The following is a 25,454-nucleotide window of genomic DNA, read 5'->3' as shown; positions in this document are numbered from 1 at the left end:
ATATCCATCTTGATCTAAGAGGCGCTGTCCCTGACAGCGCCTTGGCTTGTTTATGGGAATATCACCGTGACGAACTCTTCCAAGACGGTAACCACCGCGCAAATCCCGATGGGCAAGCTTGAATTCATCGCATTGGCGGCGCTGCTGATGGCCGTCAATTCGCTGGCGATCGACATCATGCTGCCTGCGCTGCAACAGATCGGCCAGAGCCTCGGCGTCGAGAGCGAAAACCACCGCCAGTTTATCGTTTCGGCCTATCTCCTCGGATTCGGCGGAGCGCAGCTCTTCTATGGGCCGCTGTCGGACCGCTTCGGCCGACGCATTCCGCTCCTGATCGGCCTCGTCATCTATATCGTCTCGGCGCTTGGCATCGCGATCGTGCCGACCTTTGCCGGATTGCTCGCCCTGCGCTTCGTCCAGGGCCTCGGATCGGCGGCGACGCGCGTCATCACCATCTCGATGGTTCGCGACATCTATGGCGGCCGCCAGATGGCCGAGGTCATGTCGCTGATCATGATGGTATTCATGATCGTGCCCGTCATCGCGCCGGCATCCGGCCAGTTGATCATGCTCGTCAGCACCTGGCACATGATCTTCGTCTTCATCGCGGCGCTCGCCACCTGTGTGCTGATCTGGATGTATCTGCGCATGCCGGATACGCTGAAGCCGGAGGACGTGCGGCCGTTCACGGTTCGCTCGGTGCTGAGCGGTTTCGCGATCGTGCTGACGAACCGCACGGCGCTCTGCTACGCCATCGCAACGACCTTCATTTTCGGTTCGCTGTTCGGCTTCATCAATTCCGCGCAGCAGATCTATGTCGGCATCTACGAACTTGGACCCTATTTCCCGGTTGCCTTTGCGGGCGTGGCGCTGCTGATGGCGCTTTCCTCCTTCATCAATTCGCGGTTCGTCGGCCGCTACGGCATGCGGCGCCTGTCGCACGGGTCGCTGGTCGGCTTCATCATCGTCACGTTCATCTGGCTGATGGTGCAGCTCTTCGGGCCGCAGCCGATGCCCTTCGCGCTCTTCATCAGCTTCTTTGCAATCGCGATGTTCCAGTTTGGCTGGATCGGCTCGAACTTCAATTCACTCGCGATGGAACCGCTCGGCCATGTCGCGGGCACCGCCTCCTCCGTACTCGGCTTCATGAGCACGGTCGGCGGCGCGCTGATCGGAGCTGCCATCGGGCAGGCCTTCGATGGGACGGCGACACCGATGGTCATCGGCTACTTCACCGTTTCGGTGATCGGCCTTCTCTTCGTGCTGGTGGCGGAAAAGGGCAAGCTCTTCCACCCCCATAACGCACCGCCCGAGACCGACCCATCTCTTGCCAGCATCAATCACTGACAGGATTTCACAATGACGGCATCTTCCGCATCCATAGCGACGCCTTCCGGCTCCGGCCGAATCGGCATGGGGCTCTTCGAATTCATCATCACGGTCGCGCTGATGACCGCGAGCATCGCGCTCGGAATCGACAGCATGCTAGCCGCCCTGCCGAAGATCGGTGAATCGCTGGCCGTTGCCAACTCCAACGACACCCAGCTTGTCATCGGCGTCTATTTCCTCGGCTTCGGCGTCTCGCAGCTCTTTTTCGGCAGCCTGTCCGACACGTTCGGTCGGCGAAAGATCCTGCTCGGCGGCCTCGTCTTCTACGCGATCACCATGTTTGCCGCGTCATGGACGGCGAGCTTCACCGCGCTTCTGACGCTGCGCTTCGCGCAAGGGGTCGGTGGTGCCGCCGTTCGCATCACCACCATGGCGATCGTGCGCGACTGTTTCGGCGGCCGCGAGATGGCGCGCGTCATGTCCTACGTGATGATCGTCTTCATGATCGTGCCGATCCTCGCGCCGTCGATCGGACAGTTGATCGTGACGTATTCGAGCTGGCAGTGGATCTTCATCCTGCTCGGCGCCGCCGGAGCGCTCCTCTTCGTGTGGGCGTACCTTCGCATGAAGGAGACGTTGCCGGCGCAAGAGCGCCTGCCGCTGTCGGTCGTCTCCGTCCTCGACGGCTTCAAGACGGTGCTCACCAATCGCATCACCTGCGGCTACATGATCGGCATGATGCTATTCACAGGCGTCATCAGTGCCTATGTGATGTCGGTGCAGCAGGTCTTCGGCGAAGTCTACGGTCTTGGCGAATGGCTTCCCATGGCCTTCGGCGCGACCGCGGCAGGCATCGCGGTTGCCAACTTCGCCAATGGCTTCTTCGTCCGCAGCTTCGGGATGCGGCGGATTTCGCACGCGGCGATGCTCGCCTTTACCGCTCTCGCCATCCTCGGCTACCTCATCGCGCTCAGCGGCACGCCGGCCTTCGCGGTCACTTACCTGCTGTTCTCGCTGATGCTGATGATGTTTGCGGTTATCGCCACCAACTTCACCGCGATCTGCCTGGAGCCGATGGGCCATCTCGCAGGCACCGCGACGGCCATCACTGGCTTCGTTTCGACCACCGGCGGCGCGCTTGCCGGCGGCGCGCTCGGACAGATGTTCGACGGCACAGTGCTTCCGCTCTTCGGCGGCTTCGCGGTCTTCGGTGCGCTGACCATCGTCGCGACGCTATGGGCCGAGGGCGGCAAGCTCTTCACCCATCCCGGCGACAGCCCGCAGATCGAAGCGGGCGCCGGCCATATCTGAGCGCCCGATACCAAAGCCATGGAAGCCCGCCGCGATGACATCAACGCGGGCTTCGTCGTTTCCGCGGCAATCGGGTTAGACGGTGAATACCTTCTGTCTCAGGAGATCCCAGGTCTCGCGATCCGGCGCGATCAGCAAGCCGCCATCGACATGATGGGGGAGATATGGCGAGCCGTCGAAGCGGGCGGCGTATGCGCCGGCCTCTTCGCAAATCAGCGTGCCCGCCAGGTGGTCCCAGGGCATCAGCTTGTTGTACATCAGGAACTGCGCATGGCCTCCGGCCATGGCTCGGTGTTCGTGGGCAGCGCATCGGTAGTTGGCGAAGAATCGCACCTGAGCCAGGTTGGCAAGCACTTCGGCGCGCTTGTTCTTGGGCAGGAAGCCGGTCGAAGCCATGCCGACCATCTGCTCCAGCGGCACGGCGTTCGCAACGCGCAGGCGCTCGGTGCTTCCATCAGGGCGCTTCAACCATGCGCCTGAACCCTTCTCCGCCAGCACCCAGTCGTCTCCCATCGGATCGTAGATGATGCCGGCAACCGTTTCGCCCTTCGCGACGACCGCCGCCATGACGCCAAAGGCCGGAATGCCCGAGGCGAAATTGTAGGTGCCGTCGATCGGATCAACGACAACAGCAAGTTCCGCACCTTTAAGGGCATCCAAAAGCGCTGGGTCCTCGGCTACCGATTCCTCGCCGACGAAAACAGCCGCGGGCCAGCGCCCGATGGCTTCCGCCTTGATCATTCGCTCGGCCTGCTCGTCCGCTTCGGTCACAAGATCGCTCGGTTCGCTCTTGAAGCGAACCTCCCCGCTATCGAGCCTTCGGAAGCGCGGCAGGATTTCGGCCTTGGCTGTGCGGCGCAGGAGATCGGCAAGAGCGGTCACATCGACAGCGGCCATTTTCAATCCTCTTCAACGGTTGAACATCAGTATCCGGCGATTTCTCTCCGGATCATAGCCCAGCTGTCGAGTTGGCTAGAGATCTGACGCTTGAGGCGCAACGACGAGCGATGAGAAATCAAAAAGCTTGGGATCGAGCAGATGCGACGGGTTCACGTGCGCCAGAGCGCGCAGCATCGTGTCCTTGCGGCCGGGCATGCGGCGCTCGATATCGGCCAGCATGTCCTTCATGGCGTTGCGCTGCAGGCCGTCCTGCGAGCCGCAGAGATCGCAGGGAATGATCGGGAACTGCATGGCGGTCGCGAATTTGGCTAGATCGTCTTCCGCGCAATATGCGAGCGGCCGAAGGACCATAAGGTCGCCTTCGTCGTTGACCAGCTTTGCCGGCATCGAGGCAAGACGCCCGCCATGGAAGAAGTTCATGAAGAAGGTTTCGAGGATGTCTTCGCGGTGATGACCGAGGACCAGCGCCTCGCACCCCTCCTCGCGGGCGATGCGATAGAGATTGCCGCGGCGCAGGCGCGAGCAGAGCGAACAATAGGTGGCGCCCTCGGGCACCTTTTCCTTCACGATAGAATAGGTGTCGCGATACTCGATGCGATGCCGGACGCCGATTTTCGTCAAATATTCGGGCAGGACGTGCTTCGGAAAATTCGGCTGCCCCTGGTCGAGATTGCATGCAATCAGCTCGACCGGCAGCAGACCGCGCCACTTGAGATCGAGCAGGATCGACAGCAGACCGTAGGAATCCTTGCCGCCGGAGAGCCCGACGAGCCAGCGCTTTTGCCCCTTCAGCATGTCGAAATCGTCGAATGCCTGCCGGACCTGCCTGAGCAGCCGCTTGCGCAGCTTGTTGAATGAGACCGAACGCGGCGCGTCGGCAAAGAGCGGGTGCACGGCCGCACCGTCTTCCGCGCCCGCATCCAGATCGTCCACCACTGCCGTTGCGATATTCATCTCGTCATCCAATCGAAAACCCGATCAAGCCCATAGCAGAAAGAGCAGCGGTTCGACACGCTCAATCGCCGAAGACCGACCACCCGGTGCGGGCCGCCAGCATCTCCAGCGCCGCCGAGCCGAGCTGCGAATTGCCGACCTCGTTCAGCCCCGGCGACCAGACGGCGATCGACGCTAGACCGGGCGCCACGGCCAGGATGCCGCCGCCGACGCCGCTCTTGCCCGGCAGGCCGACGCGGTAGGCGAAATCGCCGGAACCGTCATAATGGCCACAGGTCAGCATCAGTGCGTTGATGCGGCGCGCCCGCTTCGGCGAGACGACGGAATGACCGGTCAACGGGTTGCTGCCGCGCGCGGCCAGATAGAGGCCTGCCTTGGCGAGCTGCTGGCAACTCATCGCAAGCGCGCACTGATGGAAATAGACCCCGAGCGTGTGCTCGACCGGATGGTCGAGATTGCGGTAGGCGCGCATGAAATTGGCAAGCGCGATGTTCTTGAAGCCGGTCTGCGTCTCGGATTGCGCGACTTTCTGGTCGATGGTGACCGTCTCGTCGTCGGCGAGGTAGCGTACGAAGCGCAGGAATTCGCCGATCGCCTCACGCGGCGCGTGACCGGCAAGGACGACGTCCGTCACGGCAATCGCACCGGCATTGATGAAGGGATTGCGCGGAATTCCCTCCTCGCGTTCGAGCTGGACGATCGAGTTGAAGGAGGAGCCGGAAGGCTCCCGCCCGACGCGCTTCCACAACCCCTCGCCCACCTTGCCGAGCGCGAGCGTCAGCATGAAAACCTTGGAAAGGCTTTGGATCGAAAATGAAGTATCCGCCTCCCCGACGCTATAAAGCTTGCCGTCGACGGTCGCGATCGCCATGCCGAACTGGTTGGGATCGACCTTGGCAAGTTCGGGGATATAGTCCGCCACCTTGCCTTCGCCGAGGCGCGGCTGGAGTTCGCCGTAGATGCTGTCGAGAATTGCCTGCAAATTCATCACGCGTCTCTCCGGATACAGAAAAGCCGCCCCGAGGAGCGGCTTTCAAATTCGCGAAACAACAAGCGCCGATTAGCGCGAGTAGAATTCGACGACCAGCTGCGGTTCCATGACGACCGGGTACGGTACGTCGCCGAGGGCCGGAACGCGAGCGAAGGTCGCAACCATCTTGTTGTGGTCCGCTTCGATGTATTCCGGAACGTCGCGCTCGGCGAGGCCGACCGATTCCAGAACCGTTACGAGCTGCTTGGACTTCTGGCGGACTTCGATGACGTCGCCAGCCTTGCAGCGGTAGGAACCGATGTTGACGCGGACGCCGTTGACCGTGACGTGGCCGTGGTTGACGAACTGACGGGCAGCGAAGACCGTCGGAACGAACTTGGCGCGGTAAACGATCGCGTCCAGACGCGATTCCAGCAGGCCGATCAGGTTTTCGGAAGTGTCGCCCTTGCGGCGGTCGGCTTCAGCGAAGATGGCGCGGAACTGCTTCTCGCGCAGATCGCCGTAGTAGCCCTTCAGCTTCTGCTTGGCACGCAGCTGCACGCCGAAGTCGGAAAGCTTGCCCTTGCGGCGCTGGCCGTGCTGGCCCGGGCCGTATTCGCGACGGTTTACCGGGGACTTCGGACGACCCCAGATGTTCTCGCCCATACGGCGGTCAATTTTGTACTTAGCCGATTCGCGCTTGCTCATCGTATTTCCTTTCAAGACGTTGCGGCGGTTTGTTGCCAAACCGCTCGAAGGAAACACGCCCTCCTCTGAACTCCGTTTTCGAGCTCTGACAGGTTCCTCACGTTTGCGAACGGATGGAACCACGGGACATGTTAAATGAAACACCGGACATTTCTGCCCGGCGTTGAGGGGGTCTTTAGGGGGTAGTCACCGGAATGTCAACAGCAATCCGCGTTCAGACCGGCGCGCTTCCTCCGTTACGCGTTCACTTGAGGCCGAGCGCGTCACGGATGGTATAATGCATGTCCGTCTGATCGGTCAGGCCGGTAAAGTTCGCGGCGCGCGGGCCGAAGGCAGCGACGCGCAATTGCGCGCCCGTATGGCCCTGATCGTTCTCGTCCTCGGAATTGCCGTAGCTGACGGCCATGACCGCGCCGTCCTTCGTCATCAGCGCCTCCGTCAGCCCTGGCGCCTTGGTATCCGCGTCGATGATCTGGCTCGCATGGGCATGGTCGGCCGTGACGATGACCAGCGTATCGCCGCTTGCCTTGGCGAACTTCAGCGCTTCCTGAACGGCCTCGTCGAGGTCGACCGTCTCGCCGATCTGACCACACGGATTGGCGGCATGATCCTGCTTGTCGATCGACGCGCCTTCGACCTGAAGGAAGAAACCCTTCGGGTTGGCGCTGAGGAGCTCGATGGCCTTTGCCGTCATCTGAGCCAGCGTCGGAACTTCAGGACCGCGCTTGGCATTCGGCGCGCAGACAACCGGCTCCTTGTCGATATTGCCATGATGGCTTGCCTTCGGGCCTTCCCAACGCACTGGCATATTACCCTCGGCGAAGAGACCGAGAAGCGGCGCCGTGTCGTCGGCCTGCTTGATGGCTTCCAGTTCGCCCGCGTTGTGGACGATTCTGTAGCCGCGCGCCTCGGCCTGCGCGAGCAAGGTTTTCCCCTGCCATTCGCCGGCCTTTGCCGTTTCCGAAAAACTCTTTGCGCCGCCGCCAAGCGTCACGTCGGCGCGGGCGTTCAAAAGCTGCTCGCTGATCGAGCCCTTGCCGCCGTTTTCGATTGCGTTGGACGCGCACTTTTCCGAGGTCGCTTCCGGGCCGTAGCACTTGCGCTGCATGACGTGCGCGATTTGTACGGCGGGCGTTGCATCCTGAATCTCGGCGGTTGAAACGTTGCCGGTGCCGAGACCGGCCGCCTTGGCCTTCTCGATCAGGGTTTCGTGGGCGACTTCGTGGATATCGACGCCAATTGCCCCGTTATAGCTCTTTACACCGGTCGCCCAGGCCGTCCCCGAGGCGGCGGAGTCCGTCACATAGGTCGGCTTGCCGGTTTTCTTGTCGAGCGAATAGTGGGTGTATTGCCCGGTGATCGGAAGCGCATCGATGCCCTTGAAGTACTGTCCGGCGCCAAGCGCGTAGTTGCGCGCAACGGTGATCTCCGAATCGCCCATGCCGTCGCCGATGAGCAGGATGACGTTCTTCGGACGGCCACCGACGATCGCGGAGGTGTAGGCGGCGGTGATATCGCCGGTCAGGCGCCGCGCGCCGCCGGGGGCGCTGAGCTCTCCCAGCGCGCCGCGTTCCAGCAGCTTGTCGGCGGCCTCATCGGCACGGGTCGGCTGCACGGCAAACGACGCAAGCATGGTGGCAGCGAGAAAAAGTGAAAAATTATTTTGAATGATGGATCGCATCGATATCTCCTGAGGGGAAAACTGCCGCGCCCTCTATGAGCCCGTGCGTCTTATTGTCCTGTCGATATGAAGCGTGTGTGACGAAACCGCCATAAATCCAGATAGATGCATCTGCAGCTATTATTCGGCAGCCGTTTGCTGTTGAGGGTCCGTATCTGGCGCGTTGGCATCACCCGGCGCGGTCTGGCAGGCCATATCTGGAAAAGCGACGATGCGCTTGCCGGAAAAATCCGTGTGGACGACGACGCTGCCCTGTTCCTCGAAGTAGCCAAGCAGACGACGGGCACGGCGAGCGGAATGGGTGCCGTATGCACGCGCGATGCGGGCATCCGAGGGACATGGTTCGCCGCAAACGGCCGCCTTGGCGAGCATCAGGAAAACGCCTTGGAGGTCGTCGGTGACGCCTGACGACAACGAGAGTGCCGTTGTCCAGGCCTCGGTCTCGGCAGTCGCGGCATCGACGCCGGATCGGGAAATCGCCACACGCCGGCGAAACTCCGGCAGCGAGATCGCCCCGCCGGGAACGCGGCGCATCCTCAACCGCACCAGGAACTCCTGGTAGAGCACCGAATCGGTCCGGAACGCGGCATCTGGATCACCGAGAATTTCCAGCAGCACCTCGGAAAGCCGCCCTTCCCTCTCTTCGGCCGTCAGCTCTGGCTGGCTCTGTCGCGGCTCGGCAGGTGTCGGCGAAGCGGCCGGCGGCGCGCGCGATAGTTCGGCAAGGATGTCCGTGGTCGGGCGTGGCGCGGGCGGTGTGCGGCGTACCATCGGCCGCTGGAACTCTTCCGGGTCCGGCGTGAAGATCAGATCCTCGACATCTTGAGGCGCATCCGGAAGCGGCATCAGCTTTGGGCTCGACGAGCGCGCCGACGTCTCCACTGCCCCGATGACGATCGGCAGCGGCCGTCGCGACAACGCAGGTCCGAGCGCTACGAAATTCCCGCGCTTCAGGTCGCGGAACATTTCAGCCTGACGGCGGTCCATGCCGAGCAGGTCCGCGGCGCGGGCCATGTCGATATCGAGGAAGGTGCGGCCCATCAGAAAGTTCGAGGCTTCGGCGGCAACGTTCTTGGCAAGCTTCGCCAGGCGCTGCGTCGCGATGACCCCGGCAAGCCCGCGCTTGCGGCCACGGCACATGAGGTTGGTCATGGCGCCGAGCGACATTTTTCGCGCGTCTTCGGAGACGTCGCCGGCAACCGAGGGCGCAAACATCTGCGCCTCGTCGACCACCACCAGCACCGGATACCAGAATTCACGGTCGGCATCGAACATGCCGTTGAGAAAGGCGGCCGCGGCACGCATCTGCTGTTCGACGTCCAGCCCTTCGAGCGTCAGGACGCAGGAAACGCGGTGCTGGCGGATGCGGTTGGCGATACCGGTCAGCTCCGCCTCGGTGCGCTCACCGTCGACCACCACATGGCCGAACCGATCGGCCAGCGTTACGAAATCGCCTTCGGGGTCGATGATGCACTGCTGCACCCACGGCGCCGATTGCTCCAGAAGCCGACGCAGGAGATGCGACTTGCCAGAGCCGGAATTGCCCTGCACCAGAAGACGGGTCGCCAACAGCTCCTCGATATCGAGCTGGGCAGAGGTCCCCCCGGACGTCGTTCCCATATCGATGCCGACCTGCAATACACTATCCCTTCAAATGAGACTCGAATCTCGCGAACGCCCATTCTTCCCGAAACGCCGCGCCTCCGTCTATCAAAGATTTTCAAGCTTTACGCGCGCGCAATCTTGGAATTCACAGGGGAATGCTGGCCGGCGGCCTGCCTCGGATCAGTCGATTAGCGAATCCATGGCATTCAGGGGCAAAACTAGGCGCCCGACCGTTCCGCTCAGCCGCTGAAATCCAAATCGCTCATAAAATTGAGCAGCACGATCGTCTTTGGCGTCCACAATCATTCCCATAATGCCCACTTGCTGCGCCACCAATCGCGTCCTGCGAAACGCATCGACGATCAGAACATCCCCATATCCGCGGCCACGATCGGCAAGGTCCACAGCCAAACGGCCAAGCAGAAGAAACGGCAACTCGCGGTATGCGCGGGCGTTGACCTCTTCCGGTAGATCGTCCCGCAGCACCGAATGCGCGCTCAACGTATAGTAACCGACGATATGCATCTTGTCGGCAAGGACATAAGTCCTCGTCAGTCCGCGCCGTACGTCCTGATTGGCAAAACGCTGAAGGTAGATGTTCAAAGCGTCAACGCCACAGTCGAAGCTCTGGCGATCGTGACGGTTGGGATCAAGCGGTTCGAAATTCATGAGCCGGAGATGATATCGCGGTACTTCTGAGCCGCTCTTTCCATACGAGCGGTCGGCTTGGCGGGCTGGTCTAGCCGGGCGAAGAACATGTCCCAATCCTCCGCCGAAAAGCGTGTCCGCTCATGCTCGGCGATGACGGATTCTGCTTTTTCCCGAATGCTCTGACGAATGAACTTGCTTTTATCGAGCTTGAGATAGCGCCTTGCTGTCTCCATCAGATGCAGCGTCGGCTGATCAACTCGGATCTTAAGCGTATCTTCCTTGTGTACTTCTTCAACCATACCAACCCCACATTTGTGTACACAAATGTAACACAGAGGCGGCCGCGTTCAAGTGGGTCGATGCGCCTACACCCGCAACCCGAAGCCCTGCATCAGGCGACGGGTGGCGAAATCGGGGTTGCCCGACGTGAAGACCGCGAAATCGAAATGGTCCGGATGCACGGCATCGCCGGCTTGCGGCACTAGCGAGCGCGCGCGGCGGGCGATCGCTTCGGCGGGGTCGAGCCAATCGACGGGCCAGGGAGCCAGGCGGCGAAAGACATTGGCCATGAAAGGGTAATGCGTGCAGGCGAGCACCACGATGTCCGTCCTCTCGCCTTCCCTTTCCACGAAGCATTGGCCGATTTCGGCAAAGACCGCCTCGTCGGCGACACTGTCGCCGCGAATATAGGCCTCGGCCATGCGCGCCAGATTTTCCGAGCCGACGAGGCGGACATGACATTGGGTGGCGAACGACTGAATGAGATCGCGCGTATAGGCGCGCTTCACCGTGCCTGGCGTCGCCAGGACCGAAACGAGGCCGGAACGCGTGCGTTCGGCCGCCGGCTTTATTGCCGGAACGGTGCCGACGAAGGTCATGTGCGGAAAGGCGGCGCGCAGATCGGCGCCAACCAGCGTGAACGCGGTGTTGCAGGCGATGATACAGACCTGCGGATCATAGTCGGTCAGTAGCTGCCTGAAGAGCGAGACGACCCGCTCCTTCAGAGCCTCTTCTTCCCAGCCGCCATAGGGAAAGCCGGCGTCGTCGGCGACATAGATGAAGCCGCGCTCCGGCATCAGCACCCGCGCCTCGCGCAGCACCGTCAGCCCGCCTATTCCCGAATCGAAAACGAGTACGGGCTTCAGCTCATTCACCGGTGCTGTCATCGTCGGGCGCTTCCTCAAGCTTGGCAGGCCTGCCGCTGCCGCGCGGCGATTTGCGCGAAAAGCGGTCAAGGGACGAAATCACGCCGCGCAGCACGCTGATTTCCTGCTCCGTGAAGGCCTGGCGGGAGAGAACGGCGCGTAGATTGTCAACCATTTTGGGCTTTTTCCCGGCAGGGTGGAAATAGTTGCGGGCATCGAGCGCTTCCTCCAGATGATCGAAGAGGCCGAAAAGCTGTTCCTTTGTCGAGGGTCGCTGCCCCGTTGCCTGGAACGGCACGGCCGACAGGTCCTCCATCCCGGATTTCATCCACTCGTAGGACATGAGAAGTACCGCTTGCGCAATGTTGAGCGAGGCGAAGGCGGGATTGACCGGGAAGGTCACGATCTCGTCGGCGAGCGCCACTTCTTCGTTGGTAAGGCCCCAGCGCTCGCGGCCAAATAGGATGCCTGTCCTCTCGTTGTTGAGGAATTTGCGCCGCAAGGTCTGCGTGGCTTCCACGGGCGAACGCACTGGCTTGTAGCCATCGCGCTCGCGCGCGGTCGTCGCATAGACGAAGTTGAGGTCGGCGATTGCCTGCTTTAGCGTATCGAAGACGCGGACGCCGGCAATCACGTGGTCGGCCTTGGATGCCGCGGCTTCGGCCTTTTCATTCGGCCAACCGTCGCGCGGGTTGACGAGGCGCAGTTCGGCGAGCCCGAAATTCGCCATGGCGCGCGCCACCATGCCGATGTTCTCGCCCATCTGCGGCTCGACCAGAATGATGACCGGGCCTTCCGCCAGAAGTTCGCGCTCGCTGTTCGTGCCTGCCATGTGCTCCAAGTCTCCGCGCGCCCAACCTTGGCGCAATCGCAGTGGCAATACCGGTGCGGCCCCAAAACGGCAAGAGGCTCAGGGATAGAGCCGGTCGAGCATCGATCCGACCATTTCGATGCCGAGCCGCTTGCCCTGACGCGACAGCGGCAAGTGCTGCCCGGCGGTCCGCGGCGTCTTGCGCGCAACGAAGAAGCAATCCCCCTTGCGCGGCGCGACCGCCTCCAGCCGTTTGATATCCGCTTCGATATCGGCGCGGATCGCGCCATCAGGATCCTCGCGCGAAAAGGCGACGTTGCGGGCAAAGACACGGGCCCAATAGGTGCATGCCATCAAGATCGCCAGCGTCTGGCGGATGTGGCCCGGGCGCCGAACGAGATACCATGAGGCGCCGAGCGGCTTGGCTGCCGTCGCCACATCCCTGTAGGCCGCGTCGAGCGCTTGGGACAACTTGATGACCTCCATTCCTTCGCAATCGCCGGAAGCCGCCTTCAAAAGCTTGAGCAGGGCATCGTACCATTTCGCCATTGCCGCATCGAGGGCTCCGCGGGTCTTGGAGGGGAAGACAAAGAATGCGACGAGCGTCCCGGCGGTCGCTCCGATGATCGTCTCGCCGATGCGCAAACTCAGGAGATCAAACGTCAGCGCCCCGGTCATGCCGTAGATCAGGCAAAGGACGATGGTGATGAAGAAGGTCATCGCCCCGTACGAAACCTGAAGAAAGTAAAAGCCCAGAAATATGGACACGACGGAAAGCCCGACCGCGACGCCCGGATGCCCGGCGCAAACAGCCGCGAGCAGCATGCCGATCGCAATGCCGAGCACTGTCCCAATCGATCGCTGCAAGGCCCTGATCGCCGTATCGCCACGCGAATTGGTATTGTTGAAGACAAGAAAAGCCGTCAGCACCGACCAGAACCATCTCTCGCGCGACAACATCAGGCCGCAAACCATGGCAATGCCGGTTGCAATCGTGATCTGCAGCGCCACGCGCATCGCAGGATCCGAGAGCGACGGTTTCGGCCATTTCAATATCGTCGGAGCAGGGTCCGGGGAGGCAATGCCTTCGAAGCCGGTGCGACGCCCACGCTCGATGGAGTCGGCCAAGGCGTCCCGAGCTTGGCTCAGCCACAGGAGCGCACGCGCGGTTTCCTCCCTGCTCTTGTTGCCGGCCGCTTTGCTGGCGTCGATCGCGGACGCCACCAGCGCCTCGTCGCCGTCGATGATGGCGTGGACCATGGCGAATGGCGGCACACTCTGCTGACTGAGCATGATGACGCTTTCGGCGGCCAGATGGACGTCGAAAAGACGCATCGTCACCTCGGATGCCGGTGTATCAATGGTCGGCGTACCGTCCGCGGACTTGGGAATGAAGCTTTCGGCCATCAGAACGGCGTCCTTCAACCGCTCCTCGGACTGCGTGAGCGCGTGCCCCTCCTGCTCGGACAATTGCCCGTCGGCGACGCTTGCTGCCAGTTCCACCAGAATCTGATTGATCCTGCCGCGCACGCTCTCAAGCGCTCTCAAAAGATCGCGCCGCCAATTGTCGGGCAGGAGGAAAACGCGCACGCCCTGCGCCACCAACGCTGAAACGACCGACGCCAGCGCCACGAGCGGCATTTCGGCAAGCGGCGGCCGGAAATAGGCGCCCATAAAATAGGACATGAAGGCAAACATGCCGACCGCATTCCAGCGCACACCGAGCGCGCGTGCCCAGCTGATGGCGAAGATGAGCATGAGGAAAGCGAAATCGGTAAAATACCGATCTCTTTCGAGCACCGCGGCAAGGCTGACCACCAGAATGCTGACAAGGCAGCCGATTAGCCGGGTTACCAGCTGCTCGGACGGAAGGTTGTCGCGGACGGTCAAACCGGCCTGGATGGAAAGCAGAATGCCGAGCGCGTAGGCAATGGTCGGCAGCGGCACGATGGCCAGGTGAATGGCAAATAGGATCGTGAACGAAAAGGCGATCGTCAGCGTGACGCGCGATGCCTGCCTGAGGCGCGAAAAGGCGGGGTCGTTGGCGACCAGCCAGTCTCGAAGCTGATGACCCAGCTGCATGCGGCCCCTTCTCGCGCTCTTTTGCTGCGTCAGCGCCTGTCCTTGCCGCTCATTGCGGTTGTTGCGGCTGCGCCTGCTGCTCCTTGACGATGCTTTCCATCATGTCCTTCAGAGAATTGGTCTTGCCGTCGTCGTCCACGGTCAGGATATCATCGATGACGGGCTTGCCGTCAGATTGCGTCACCTCGAAGCGCACTGAGGTATAGGACTGGAATTCAGCGGCCGTACCCATGCAGGTCGACTTCTTGAAGCGGGCCACCACCTCGGTGATCGGCCCAGCAGGCGCCTGCGGCGTAATCGTGACGTCTTCGAGCGGGCATGCGTCCTGACCGCCGACGATGACGTCGAAATCAAACGGCGAAATACCATCGTCGTCGATCGCCGGGAACTTCGCGGCAGCCTGGTACTTCTCGACGAAATCCTTGCTGTAGAGTTCAGCGAGCTTGCTTGCCTCGAATATGTCCTGCCAATCGCTGTCGCCGCCCGACCAGTTTGCGACAGTCGCATCCATCACGGCCTTGACCGGCGCCGCGGCATCGACGGTGGCGTACGCGCCGGACGGCGACAAGCCGAGGGAGGATAGAGAAATGAAGAAAGCGGCGGCAGCTAGTCTGGGCATGAGGGTTCCGTAGGCAGTCCGAAAAACATGCGCGACATTAGCCGCATCCATCGCTTTGGCAATGGCGCTTGTTTCAAAATCTTGCATGCGGCCAGCGCAGACCACGGCCAACAAAAACGCTTCTGCGCCACCGCTTCCGGCTTTGCGTTCCCGGCTGCCGGTGCTATAGCGCTCGGGAATTTTATACCCCACGTCCAAGACCATCCGGTCCCAAAGCACACGAGGCAGATACATGAAGAAGATCAAGGTCGCTAACCCCGTTGCCGATCTCGACGGCGACGAAATGACTCGCATCATCTGGCAGCTCATTAAAGACAAGCTGATCTTCCCCTACCTCGACATCGATATCGATTATTTCGATCTGTCGGTCGAAAACCGCGATGCCACCAACGACCAGGTGACGATCGACGCTGCAAACGCCATCAAGAAGTACGGCGTCGGCATCAAGTGCGCGACGATCACGCCGGACGAAGCCCGCGTGAAGGAATTCAGCCTCAAGCAGATGTGGAAGTCGCCGAACGGCACGATCCGCAATATCTTGGGCGGCGTCATCTTCCGAGAGCCGATCATCTGCAAGAACGTTCCGCGCCTCGTTCCGGGCTGGACGCAGCCGATCGTCGTCGGCCGCCACGCCTTCGGCGACCAGTACCGCGCAACGGATTTCAAGTTCCCGGGCAAGGGCAAGCTGACGATCAAGTTCGTCGGCGAAGACGGCCAGGTCATCGAGCGCGAAGTCTTCGACGCGCCGGGTGCCGGCGTCGCCATGGCCATGTACAACCTCGACGACTCGATCCGCGAATTCGCCCGCGCTTCGATGATGTACGGCCTGATGCGCAAGTGGCCTGTCTACCTGTCGACCAAGAACACCATCCTCAAGGCCTATGACGGCCGCTTCAAGGACATCTTCGAAGAAGTCTACGAGGCTGAATTCAAGGATCAGTTCAAGGAAGCCGGCATCACTTACGAGCATCGCCTGATCGACGACATGGTGGCCTCGGCGCTGAAGTGGTCCGGCGGCTATGTCTGGGCCTGCAAGAACTATGACGGCGACGTTCAGTCGGACACGGTTGCCCAGGGCTTCGGTTCGCTCGGGCTCATGACCTCGGTTCTCCTGACGCCGGACGGCAAGACGGTCGAAGCCGAAGCCGCGCACGGCACGGTGACCCGCCACTACCGTCAGCATCAGAAGGGCCAGGAAACCTCGACGAATTCGATCGCCTCGATCTTCGCCTGGACCCGGGGTCTCGCGCATCGCGCCAAGCTCGACGATAACGCGGAGCTCGCAAACTTCGCCTCCACGCTTGAAAAGGTTTGCGTCGACACCGTGGAATCCGGCTACATGACCAAGGACCTGGCGCTGCTGATCGGGCCTGATCAGCCCTGGCTCTCCACCACCGCTTTCCTCGACAAGATCGATGAAAACCTGCAGAAGGCCATGGCGGCCTAACCGGATCATCGGTTAGCATGTGAACGGCGGGGTCTTCCCCGCCGTTTTTTGTTTGCGCAGGAGAGAGAGCATGACGAACACGATCCGCCCCTTGTCCCCCTCCGATCGCGCGGCATGGGAGCCGCTGTGGCAAGCCTATCAGCGCTTCTACGAGGTGGTCATTCCCACTGAAACGACCGACCTGACCTGGGGGCGCTTCCACGAACCGATAGAACCGATGCATGCGTTCGGTGCTTTCGACGCCGAGGGCCGACTGGTCGGCATTGTCCACGCGATCTTCCACCGTTCCACCTGGCTGCCGCAATGGACCTGCTATCTGCAAGATCTCTATGTCGGAGGGGATCAGCGCGGCCTTGGAACCGGCGCGGCACTGATCGACGCGGTCGCGGATCTCGCTCGGGCACACGATGCCGGTCGGCTCTACTGGATGACGCACGAAAGCAACGCGACGGCACGCCGCCTCTACGACAAGATCGCGGAAAAGTCCGGCTTCATTCAATACCGCAAGGCATTGTGAACGGAGGGAACGCTGTTCCACGCACTTCGTTCTGCTATCTTCGACGCAAACCATAGGAGCGAGGCATGGCTGACGAAATCGTCTTCTACACCAACCCGATGTCGCGCGGGCGCATCGCCCGCTGGATGCTCGAAGAAAGCGGCGTACCCTACCGGACCGAATATCTCGACTTCGGCACGACGATGAAGTCGCCTGCCTATCTCGCTGTCAATCCGATGGGCAAGGTGCCGGCCATCCAGCACGGCGAGACGGTCGTCACGGAGTGCGCGGCCATCTGCGCCTACATGGCCGAAACCTTTCCCGAAAAGGGACTTGCGCCAACCGACGCCGAGCGCGGGCTCTATTACCGCTGGATGTACTTTGCCGCCGGCCCGCTCGAGATGGCGGTCACAATCAAATCGCTGGGGTTCGAGCCACCCGCGGATCGCCTGCGCATGATGGGCTGCGGCGGGTTTGGCAATGTCATGGACACGCTTGAATATGCGGTTTCACAATCGCCCTATATCGCCGGCGAGCGTTTTACAGCCGCCGACGTCTATGTCGGTTCCCAGGTCGGCTGGGGCCTGCGCTTCGGCTCGATCGAGAAGCGGCAGGCCTTCCTAGACTACTGGAACCGCCTCAGCAGTCGCGAAGCCTACCAGCGCGCGACGGAGATCGACAACGCAGCGATTCCGGCACAGCCGCAAGCTTGATAAAACAGGTAGTTATAACCCGTCTATGAAGCTTATGGTGAGGGTGGCTGAAGCGGCATGTAGATGTCGGTCAAGAGCTCGGTGGGGGGCACCTCACGCGGATTGTTGAGGTAATCCTCGAACATGACAGTGTCCCTAAGTTGCCGCCCGGAGTTCGGCAGCCATTCTGCATAGAGCCAGCGGTAGGCCTTGTGCATGTCCGCATAGGGGCCCTTGTGGCGCAGCACGGCATAGTCGCCGCCGTCGACGGAGCGCCGCTCCAACGGCGCTTGCGCCGGGACTTCCGTTCCCGCCTCCACGCAGGCGAAAGAGCGTAGCTTTCCGTCGCGACAATGTCGGGATCATCGAGGTAGACCCCGATCATGCGCATGTCCGCTCTGCCGAGCCCGCGCGCAAACAGCGTTCCGAACAAAGCCTCGAAGGCGCGCCCGATATCCATGTAGGAGCCTTGGTGAAAAACACCGATGAGGTCGAGAGAAGGTATGGTGCAAAGCTTGACATCGAACATGGCCGTGGCCTTCCGTGGCTGAGAGGTTGGAAGATGCTGTGGCTGCCCTCCTTGCGGTACCGAGCTGGCGGCATGCCGTACACCGTCTTGAAAATGCGGTTGAACGACTGAAGGTTGGGATAGCCCGATCGCCCTGCAATCTCACCGATGGGTAGGCTCGTGCGAACGATATCGCCGGCAGCGCGATGGAGCCTCAGTCGCTTGACCGTTGCCGCCAGTGTCTCGCCGTATATCGCTCGATAGATCCTGTGCCAGTGATAGCTCGACAGGCAGGCGATCTCGGCAAGTCTGTCCATGTCGAGCTCTTCATCGAGATGCTCGTGGATGTAGGCCGTGACCCGCCTGAGGCGGGTTTCATAAAGAGCCCATGCCGTTTCGCCGTTCATGCCGAACCTCATGCAAATCGATCGGGTTCAGAAGAGCATAGTGCGGTTTGACAAATCTTGCTGACTTGGCGTTTCGAAACAAAAAAGGCGGCGAAAGCAATCGCCTCCGCCGCCCCTCGAAAATCCAATCGGCCTACGATCAGCCCGCGAGCGCGAGCGCCACGGCCTCGATGGCTTCGTCAGCCTTGGAGCCATCCGGCCCACCGGCCTGGGCCATGTCCGGACGGCCGCCGCCGCCCTTGCCCCCGAGAGCCGCCGAGGCGACGCGCACGAGATCGACGGCGCTGAAGCGGCCGACGAGGTCCGGTGTGACGGCGACCACGGCACTCGCCTTGCCGTCCTCGGATACGCCGATCAGCGCGACGACACCGGAACCGAGGCTCGCCTTGCCGTCGTCGGCCAGGCCCTTCAGATCTTTCGGATCCACGCCCGAAATAGCCTTGCCGAGGAACTTGACGCCCGCGACTTCGCGAACGGCATCAGCCGAACCGCCCTGCCCGCCACCCATGGCGAGCTTGCGCTTGGCATCCGCCAGCTCGCGCTCCAGCTTGCGGCGTTCGTCCATGAGCGCCTCGACGCGGCCAAGCACCTCGCCCGGCTGAACCTTCAACGCTGCTGCAAGCGCCTTTACGCGGTCGTCCTGCTCGGCAAGGTAATCGCGCGCCGCTATCCCTGTGACCGCTTCGATGCGGCGAACGCCGGCACCGACGGCGCTTTCGCCGAGAACGCGCACCACGCCGATCTGGCCGGTGGCAGCAACATGCGTGCCACCGCAAAGCTCGACCGAGTAGGGCTTGTCAGCCTTGGCGCCGCGCAGACCGGTGCCCATCGACACCACCCGGACCTCGTCGCCGTATTTCTCGCCGAACAGCGCCATCGCGCCTTCGGCGATCGCATCATCGACGCTCATCAGGCGAGTCGTGACCGGCGCGTTCTGCAGCACGATCTCGTTGGCCATTTCCTCGACGACCTTGAGTTCGTCAGCCGTCATCGGTTTCGGGTGAGAGACGTCGAAACGCAGGCGCTCCGGCGCCACCAAAGAGCCCTTCTGGGCCACATGCGTGCCGAGCACTTCGCGAAGCGCCTCGTGCAGCAGGTGGGTGGCGGAATGGTTGGCGCGCAGGCGGCCGCGGCGAGCGTGATCGACCGTCAGCGCCACCGGCTCGCCGGTCTTGATCGTGCCTTCGACGACGGACGCTACATGAACGAAGAGACCTTCGCCCCTCTTCTGCGTGTCGGCCACCTCGAGCTTGGCATGATCGCTGGCGATGATCCCGGTGTCGCCCATCTGGCCGCCGGACTCGCCGTAGAACGGTGTCTGGTTGACGACGATCTGCACCGTTTCACCGGCGGAGGCAGCCTCGACGACTGCGCCATCCTTGACGATCGCCAGGACGACGCCTTCCGCCGTCTCGGTGTCATAGCCCAGGAACTCGGTGGCGCCGAGCTTTTCCTTGAGCTCGAACCAGATCGTCTCCGTCGCCTTCTCGCCGGAACCCGCCCAATGCGAGCGCGCCTCGGCCTTCTGGCGTTCCATCGCATCCGTGAAGCCGCCGAGTTCGACGCCGACGCCGCGGGCACGGAGCGCATCCTGCGTCAGGTCGAGCGGGAAGCCATAGGTGTCGTAAAGCTTGAAGGCGGTCTCGCCGTCGAGCATGTCGCCCTTGCCGAGGGTAGCGGTCGCATCCGACAGGAGCGAGAGGCCGCGTTCGAGCGTCTTGCGGAAGCGGGTTTCCTCAAGCTTCAGCGTCTCGGAAATCAGCGCCTCGGCGCGAGCCAGTTCCGGATAGGCGCGGCCCATCTCCTGGACCAGCGTTGGCAGCAGGCGCCACATCAACGGATCACGGGCGCCAAGCAGTTGTGCGTGGCGCATGGCGCGGCGCATGATGCGGCGAAGCACATAGCCGCGGCCTTCGTTCGACGGCAGCACGCCGTCTGCGATCAGGAAGGCCGACGACCGCAGATGGTCGGCAATGACGCGGTGGCTGGCTCGGCGCTCGCCTTCGGCCGGGACGCCCGTCGCCTCGACCGAAGCAGAAATCAGCGCGCGGAACAGGTCGATGTCGTAGTTGTCGTGCTTGCCCTGAAGGACAGCTGCGACGCGCTCCAGGCCCATGCCGGTATCGATCGACGGACGCGGCAGGTCGATGCGCTGCTCCTTCGTCACCTGCTCGTATTGCATGAAGACGAGGTTCCAGATTTCGATGAAACGATCGCCGTCCTCTTCCGGCGAGCCCGGAGGGCCGCCAAAGATGTGATCGCCGTGGTCGTAGAAGATTTCCGAGCACGGACCGCAGGGGCCGGTATCGCCCATCGCCCAGAAATTGTCGCTGGTCGGAATGCGGATGATCCGGTCATCCGAAAGGCCCGCGATCTTCTTCCAGAGGTTAAAGGCCTCGTCGTCCGTGTGGTAGACCGTCACCAGCAGACGCCTGGCGTCGATGCCGAATTCCTTGGTGATCAGGTTCCAGGCAAGCTCTATGGCGCGATCCTTGAAGTAATCGCCAAAGGAGAAGTTGCCGAGCATCTCGAAGAAGGTGTGGTGGCGCGCGGTATAGCCGACATTGTCGAGGTCGTTGTGCTTGCCGCCGGCGCGGACGCACTTCTGCGCGGTCGATGCGGTCTTGTAGGGGCGCTGCTCGAGACCGGTAAAGACGTTCTTGAACTGAACCATGCCGGCATTGGTGAACATCAGCGTCGGGTCGTTGCGCGGTACCAACGGGCTCGACGGAACGATTTCGTGGCCGTTCGTCTTGAAGTAGTCGAGGAAGGTCGACCGGATTTCGTTCACACCACTCATTTTATGCCCTTCATTGCTGCCGAAGGCAGTTCATCTCTCAAATTTACCGGCTTTTATCGCTCGCCCCGCCCCCTGTCCAGCCGAACAAGCAAAACCGGCCGCACTCTCTCGACGTGCGACCGGCTTCAAACCGCTTATTCTGCTGGCTCAGTCGACCAGCGATCACATATCCGCGGCGGCTTCGTCATCGCCGCTGTCGGGACCGCCGTTCTGAAGGAAGCGGTCCGCGATCAGTCCGGCATTCTGACGCAGAGACGTTTCGATCTCGCGCGCGAGATCCGGATTGTCGCGCAGGAACATCTTCGCGTTTTCGCGGCCCTGGCCGAGGCGCTGGCTGTTATAGGAGAACCATGCGCCGGACTTCTCCACGATGCCTGCCTTGACACCGAGGTCGATGAGCTCGCCGGTCTTGGAGACGCCCTCGCCATACATGATGTCGAATTCCACCTGCTTGAAGGGCGGCGCCATCTTGTTCTTCACCACCTTGACGCGGGTCTGGTTACCGATCACCTCGTCGCGCTCCTTGACGGCGCCGATTCGGCGGATGTCGAGGCGAACCGAGGCATAGAATTTCAAAGCATTGCCGCCGGTCGTCGTTTCCGGCGACCCGAACATGACACCGATCTTCATGCGGATCTGGTTGATGAAGATCACCATGGTGTTCGACTTGGAAATCGAAGCGGTCAGCTTGCGCAGCGCCTGGCTCATCAGACGAGCCTGAAGACCCGGCAGACTGTCGCCCATTTCCCCTTCGATTTCGGCGCGCGGGGTCAGCGCCGCCACCGAGTCGACCACGAGAACATCGATCGCGCCGGAACGCACCAGCGTGTCGGTGATTTCCAGCGCCTGCTCGCCGGTGTCCGGCTGCGAGATCAGAAGGTTTTGCAGATCAACACCGAGCTTGCGGGCATAGACCGGATCAAGCGCATGTTCGGCATCGACGAAGGCGCAAATGCCACCCTTCTTCTGCGCTTCAGCGATAGTCTGCAGCGCCAGCGTCGTCTTGCCCGAGCTTTCCGGCCCGTAGATTTCGACAATGCGCCCCTTGGGCAAGCCGCCAATGCCAAGGGCAATGTCCAAGCTGAGAGAGCCAGTGGAAACCGTCTCGATCTCAACTACATTTTCATTCGACCCCAGCTTCATGATCGAGCCCTTGCCGAACGACCGCTCTATCTGGGAGAGTGCCGCTTCAAGCGCCTTGCTTTTGTCCACCGATTTGTCCTCTACGAGCCGCAAACTATTTTGAGACATTCGATCCACCTTTAGGTTATTGAAGCCGCCTAGGCAATGTAGCCGCCGATGCGAAGTTTGTACCTGATTTGTTCTATGCGCACAAGCCCTCGCCAAACAGTTGAAAGAAAAAGGTAAAATGATTTCCGTTCGACTTTTGTTTTCCTCTTTTGGCGCAAGGACTTACGCTACGTCGCGCGAACCTGCGGCAGGGCTGAAAAGCGCGCGTCCGGCGCGCACGATTCGTGGCGGGAAGGGCTTAAGACAACCGGTATGAATAAGTCTGTTCTCGTCCTTGGCGGCGCACATATCGATCGTCGCGGCCGTATCTTCGGCGACACGGTGGCAGGCGCAAGCAATCCCGGCGCCTGGTTCGAGGAGGCAGGCGGCGGCGGCTTCAACGCGGCACGAAACCTTGCCCGCCTCGGCTTCGACGTCCGCCTGATTTCGCCGCGCGGCGGCGACGCGACCGGAGAAATGGTGGCGGAAGCGGCTCGCCAGGCCGGCGTCGACGACAGGCCGTTTATTTTCCTCGACCGCAAAACGCCGAGCTACACCGCCATCATCGAGAACGACGGCAATCTGGTCATCGCGCTCGCGGACATGGAACTTTACGGGTTCTTCGTCCCCCGCCGGCTCGCGGTGCGCTCGGTGCGCGACGCATTCGATGCGGCAGACCTCATCGTCTGCGACGCGAACCTGCCGGAGGAAACACTTGGCGCAATCGCCGAACGCGCCGCCGGCTGCGGCAAGCCGCTTGCGGCGATCGCCATATCGCCGGCAAAGGTCGTGAGGCTGCGGCCGTGTCTTGCCGGCATCGACTACCTCTTCCTCAATCAGGCGGAAGCGTCAGCGCTTACCGGCGGCGTTGCCGACGACCCGCGCCAGTGGGTGAGCTCGCTGCGTGCTCTCGGGCTGAAAGGCGGCGTCATCACGCGGGGACACAGGGAAATCGTGGCGTTTTCCGGCGATACCACGGCAACCATCGAGCCGCCGAGGGTAGAGCAACTCGGCGACGTCACCGGTGCGGGAGACTCGCTCGCCGCAGGCGTCCTCTCCGCACTGCTTGCGGGATTGGACCTGCCCGAGGCACTTCGCCACGGCGTTGCGGCGGCAGCGATCACCGTGCAATCCCCGTTTGCGGTTGCCGAAAATCTCTCTGCCGACCTTATGATATCGACGCTAGGTCTTGTGGGCGAGGCAAAAATGCTGTCATGAAGGCGGCAATTCCCCGCAGACACCGTCAAGATAAGTGGATAGTCCCATGAGCAAGCCCATCACGCCGCTTCTGCCGATCTCCTATTCCAAGGAAGTCGCCGCCGCCAAGCTCAGCGGCGCGGCGATCGTGGCGCTGGAATCGACCATCATCACCCATGGCATGCCCTATCCGGGCAACATAGAGATGGCACGCAGCGTTGAGGCGATCATCCGCCAGGAAGGTGCCGTGCCCGCGACCATCGCCGTCATCCACGGCAAGCTGCACATCGGCCTGGAGCCGGAGGAGCTGGAGGCTCTCGCAAAGACCACCGATGCGATGAAGGTATCGCGTGCCGACCTAGCCTTTGCCGTGGCCGAGCGCCGCACCGGCGCCACCACGGTCGCCGCAACGATGATCGCCGCCGCGCATGCCGGCGTGCGCGTTTTTGCGACCGGCGGTATCGGCGGCGTCCACCGCGGCGCCGAACAGAGCTTCGATATTTCCGCCGATCTGGAGGAACTTGCCCGCACCGGCGTGATCGTCGTCTGCGCCGGAGCGAAAGCGATCCTCGACATTCCGAAGACGCTGGAAGTGCTGGAAACGCGCGGCGTTCCGGTCGTCACCTTCGGCAGCACCGAGTTCCCGGCCTTCTGGTCCCGCTCCTCCGGCCTTCCGAGTCCGCTTTCGCTGAACACCCCGGCGGCGATCGCCAATTTCCAAGCGACGCGCGAGGAACTCGGCATCGACGGCGGCATGCTCGTCGCCAACCCCGTGCCGGAAGCCGACGAAATCCCTCGCGAGGAAATGGAAACTTACATTGCCCGCGCGCTCGACAGCGCAAAACGCGAGGAGATCGCCGGAAAGGCGGTAACGCCTTATCTGCTGAGCACGATCTTCGAACTCACGGAAGGCCGCAGCCTCAAGACCAATATCGCATTGGTCGAGAGCAATGCGCGCCTCGCCGCCAAGATCGCGGTCGCCCTCGCCTCCTCGTAAAACCCCCATACGGAATCACGACGTGTCTGAGCTTTCATCCGCAGCACCCGCGGCCGACAACCGCGTTGCTCTCGCAGCCCTCCTGATCGGTGGGGTCGCCATCGGCGGCTCGCCTATCTTCGTGCGGCTGTCTGAGGTTGGCCCGATGGCGACGGCCTTCTGGCGCGTGGCGCTGGCGCTGATCCCGCTGTTTGCCTTCTCGGCGATGAAGGGACGGTCGGAGGGCGCCAAGCCCGAAACGCTTTCCGATTATGCGTTTCTCCTGCTTCCTGGCCTCATGCTTGCCGCCGATCTCTGCGCCTGGCATCTCTCTCTGCACATGACGTCGGTCGCCAACGCGACGCTGCTTGCCAACCTGGCGCCGGTCTTCGTGACGCTGATCGGCTGGATGCTCTTCCGGTCGGCGGTGAGCCGGATCTTTACGTTGGGGTTGGCAACGGCCCTTGCCGGCATCGTGACGCTTAAGGGCGGACCGGCAGCGCTCGGCGACGGCCAGCTGGCAGGCGATGGCGTCGCGGTGATCGCCGCAATCTTCTACGCCGGCTATATTTTGGCGATCGGCCGCCTGCGCAGCCGCTTCGATACCGTGCGCATCATGATCTGGAGCACGGCTTCGGCAGCGGCGTTGATCTTTCCACTGGCCTTTTTCCTGGAAGGTACGCTGCTGCCGCCAAGCCTCTATGGCTGGGCAATTCTCTTCGGGCTGGCTTTCGTCAGCCATGCCGGCGGACAAGTGGCGATCACCTACGCGCTCGCCTATCTGCCGGCCGCCTTTTCCTCGTTGACACTTCTGATCCAGCCGGTAGTCGCAGCACTTCTCGCCTGGGGACTGCTCGGCGAAGCCGTCGGCAGCCTGCAAGCGATCGGCGGCGCCATCGTTCTCGTCGGCATCCTGATCGCCCGGCGCGGCTAGC

Annotated in this window: 22 protein-coding genes and 1 pseudogene; 8 read left to right on the top strand and 15 right to left on the bottom strand. The window is 62.0% G+C overall.

Features of this window, described 5'->3' with window-relative positions; translation table 11 throughout:
- Positions 1-108: 108 nt before the first annotated feature.
- Positions 109-1,347: a multidrug effflux MFS transporter gene (locus AB4048_RS00475; protein WP_442200207.1), complete on the top strand. Its 1,239-nt coding sequence runs from the start codon at positions 109-111 to the stop codon at positions 1,345-1,347.
- A 12-nt stretch (positions 1,348-1,359) separates the two neighbouring features.
- Positions 1,360-2,640 (top strand): multidrug effflux MFS transporter, encoded by a 1,281-nt coding sequence (locus AB4048_RS00470; RefSeq protein WP_442199936.1) that lies wholly within the window; start codon positions 1,360-1,362, stop codon positions 2,638-2,640.
- A 75-nt stretch (positions 2,641-2,715) separates the two neighbouring features.
- Here the strand turns inward: AB4048_RS00470 and AB4048_RS00465 are convergent, their stop codons facing one another.
- From AB4048_RS00465 to AB4048_RS00410, 12 genes are all read right to left on the bottom strand, one after another.
- The gene (locus AB4048_RS00465; protein ID WP_442199935.1) at positions 2,716-3,537 is read right to left on the bottom strand and encodes an inositol monophosphatase family protein; all 822 of its coding nucleotides are present in this window, start codon (positions 3,535-3,537) and stop codon (positions 2,716-2,718) included.
- Positions 3,538-3,612: 75 nt separating this feature from the next.
- The gene (ttcA, locus tag AB4048_RS00460) at positions 3,613-4,494 is read right to left on the bottom strand and encodes a tRNA 2-thiocytidine(32) synthetase TtcA (protein ID WP_442199934.1); all 882 of its coding nucleotides are present in this window, start codon (positions 4,492-4,494) and stop codon (positions 3,613-3,615) included.
- Positions 4,495-4,555: 61 nt separating this feature from the next.
- The gene (locus AB4048_RS00455; RefSeq protein WP_442199933.1) at positions 4,556-5,485 is read right to left on the bottom strand and encodes a glutaminase; all 930 of its coding nucleotides are present in this window, start codon (positions 5,483-5,485) and stop codon (positions 4,556-4,558) included.
- Positions 5,486-5,554: 69 nt separating this feature from the next.
- On the bottom strand, positions 5,555-6,172 hold the full coding sequence (rpsD, locus tag AB4048_RS00450) for a 30S ribosomal protein S4 (RefSeq protein WP_442199932.1): 618 nt from the start codon (positions 6,170-6,172) through the stop codon (positions 5,555-5,557).
- A 244-nt stretch (positions 6,173-6,416) separates the two neighbouring features.
- Positions 6,417-7,853, bottom strand: a complete 1,437-nt coding sequence (gene phoA / locus AB4048_RS00445; RefSeq protein ID WP_442199931.1) for an alkaline phosphatase — start codon at positions 7,851-7,853, stop codon at positions 6,417-6,419.
- Between the two features lie 120 nt (positions 7,854-7,973).
- Complete coding sequence (locus AB4048_RS00440; protein ID WP_442199930.1) at positions 7,974-9,491, bottom strand: helicase HerA domain-containing protein; 1,518 nt, start codon at positions 9,489-9,491, stop codon at positions 7,974-7,976.
- A 147-nt stretch (positions 9,492-9,638) separates the two neighbouring features.
- Positions 9,639-10,127: a GNAT family N-acetyltransferase gene (locus AB4048_RS00435; RefSeq protein ID WP_442199929.1), complete on the bottom strand. Its 489-nt coding sequence runs from the start codon at positions 10,125-10,127 to the stop codon at positions 9,639-9,641.
- Positions 10,124-10,408: a type II toxin-antitoxin system TacA family antitoxin gene (locus AB4048_RS00430; protein ID WP_442199928.1), complete on the bottom strand. Its 285-nt coding sequence runs from the start codon at positions 10,406-10,408 to the stop codon at positions 10,124-10,126. Before AB4048_RS00430 ends, AB4048_RS00435 begins: the two co-directional genes overlap by 4 nt.
- A 66-nt stretch (positions 10,409-10,474) precedes the next feature.
- Positions 10,475-11,275: a glutamate racemase gene (murI, locus tag AB4048_RS00425; protein ID WP_442199927.1), complete on the bottom strand. Its 801-nt coding sequence runs from the start codon at positions 11,273-11,275 to the stop codon at positions 10,475-10,477.
- Positions 11,256-12,086 carry an RNA methyltransferase gene (locus AB4048_RS00420; RefSeq protein ID WP_442199926.1) on the bottom strand — a complete coding sequence of 277 codons (831 nt, stop codon included), beginning with the start codon at positions 12,084-12,086 and terminating at the stop codon, positions 11,256-11,258. Before AB4048_RS00420 ends, murI begins: the two co-directional genes overlap by 20 nt.
- Positions 12,087-12,164: 78 nt before the next feature.
- Positions 12,165-14,147 carry an FUSC family protein gene (locus AB4048_RS00415; RefSeq protein WP_442199925.1) on the bottom strand — a complete coding sequence of 661 codons (1,983 nt, stop codon included), beginning with the start codon at positions 14,145-14,147 and terminating at the stop codon, positions 12,165-12,167.
- 49 nt (positions 14,148-14,196) lie between these two features.
- Positions 14,197-15,012 carry a hypothetical protein gene (locus AB4048_RS00410; protein WP_442199924.1) on the bottom strand — a complete coding sequence of 272 codons (816 nt, stop codon included), beginning with the start codon at positions 15,010-15,012 and terminating at the stop codon, positions 14,197-14,199.
- Here AB4048_RS00410 and AB4048_RS00405 point away from each other — a divergent pair.
- From AB4048_RS00405 to AB4048_RS00395, 3 genes are all read left to right on the top strand, one after another.
- Positions 14,999-16,213 (top strand): NADP-dependent isocitrate dehydrogenase, encoded by a 1,215-nt coding sequence (locus tag AB4048_RS00405; protein ID WP_442199923.1) that lies wholly within the window; start codon positions 14,999-15,001, stop codon positions 16,211-16,213. The two genes, AB4048_RS00410 and AB4048_RS00405, sit on opposite strands and share 14 nt — an antisense overlap.
- 70 nt (positions 16,214-16,283) lie before the next feature.
- Positions 16,284-16,730 carry a GNAT family N-acetyltransferase gene (locus AB4048_RS00400; protein ID WP_442199922.1) on the top strand — a complete coding sequence of 149 codons (447 nt, stop codon included), beginning with the start codon at positions 16,284-16,286 and terminating at the stop codon, positions 16,728-16,730.
- A gap of 65 nt (positions 16,731-16,795) precedes the next feature.
- The gene (locus AB4048_RS00395; RefSeq protein WP_442199921.1) at positions 16,796-17,422 is read left to right on the top strand and encodes a glutathione S-transferase family protein; all 627 of its coding nucleotides are present in this window, start codon (positions 16,796-16,798) and stop codon (positions 17,420-17,422) included.
- A 32-nt stretch (positions 17,423-17,454) separates the two neighbouring features.
- On the opposite strand, the pseudogene AB4048_RS00390 reads toward AB4048_RS00395, so the two are convergent.
- From AB4048_RS00390 to recA, 3 genes and pseudogenes are all read right to left on the bottom strand, one after another.
- A pseudogene (locus AB4048_RS00390) lies at positions 17,455-18,316 on the bottom strand (AraC family transcriptional regulator).
- 139 nt (positions 18,317-18,455) lie between these two features.
- The gene (gene alaS / locus AB4048_RS00385) at positions 18,456-21,116 is read right to left on the bottom strand and encodes an alanine--tRNA ligase (RefSeq protein ID WP_442199920.1); all 2,661 of its coding nucleotides are present in this window, start codon (positions 21,114-21,116) and stop codon (positions 18,456-18,458) included.
- Positions 21,117-21,278: 162 nt separating this feature from the next.
- Positions 21,279-22,367 (bottom strand): recombinase RecA, encoded by a 1,089-nt coding sequence (recA, locus tag AB4048_RS00380; protein WP_442199919.1) that lies wholly within the window; start codon positions 22,365-22,367, stop codon positions 21,279-21,281.
- A gap of 252 nt (positions 22,368-22,619) precedes the next feature.
- On the opposite strand from recA, the gene AB4048_RS00375 reads away from it, so the two are divergent.
- Genes AB4048_RS00375 through AB4048_RS00365 form a run of 3 tightly spaced genes read left to right on the top strand, consistent with a single transcriptional unit; the run spans position 22,620 to position 25,453 of the window.
- Entirely contained in the window at positions 22,620-23,564 is a 945-nt protein-coding gene (locus AB4048_RS00375) for a carbohydrate kinase family protein (RefSeq protein WP_442199918.1), read from the top strand.
- A gap of 46 nt (positions 23,565-23,610) precedes the next feature.
- Complete coding sequence (locus tag AB4048_RS00370; RefSeq protein WP_442199917.1) at positions 23,611-24,540, top strand: pseudouridine-5'-phosphate glycosidase; 930 nt, start codon at positions 23,611-23,613, stop codon at positions 24,538-24,540.
- Between the two features lie 22 nt (positions 24,541-24,562).
- A complete protein-coding gene (locus AB4048_RS00365) occupies positions 24,563-25,453 on the top strand; it encodes a DMT family transporter (RefSeq protein WP_442199916.1) in 891 nt (296 codons plus the stop codon).
- Position 25,454: the final 1 nt, after the last annotated feature.

It is taken from the genome of Rhizobium sp. RAF56 (genome assembly GCF_052113965.1).
Lineage (GTDB): Bacteria > Pseudomonadota > Alphaproteobacteria > Rhizobiales > Rhizobiaceae > Rhizobium.
Note: the sequence above shows the minus strand (reverse complement) of the source record. Positions and strands in the feature narration are given on the sequence as shown.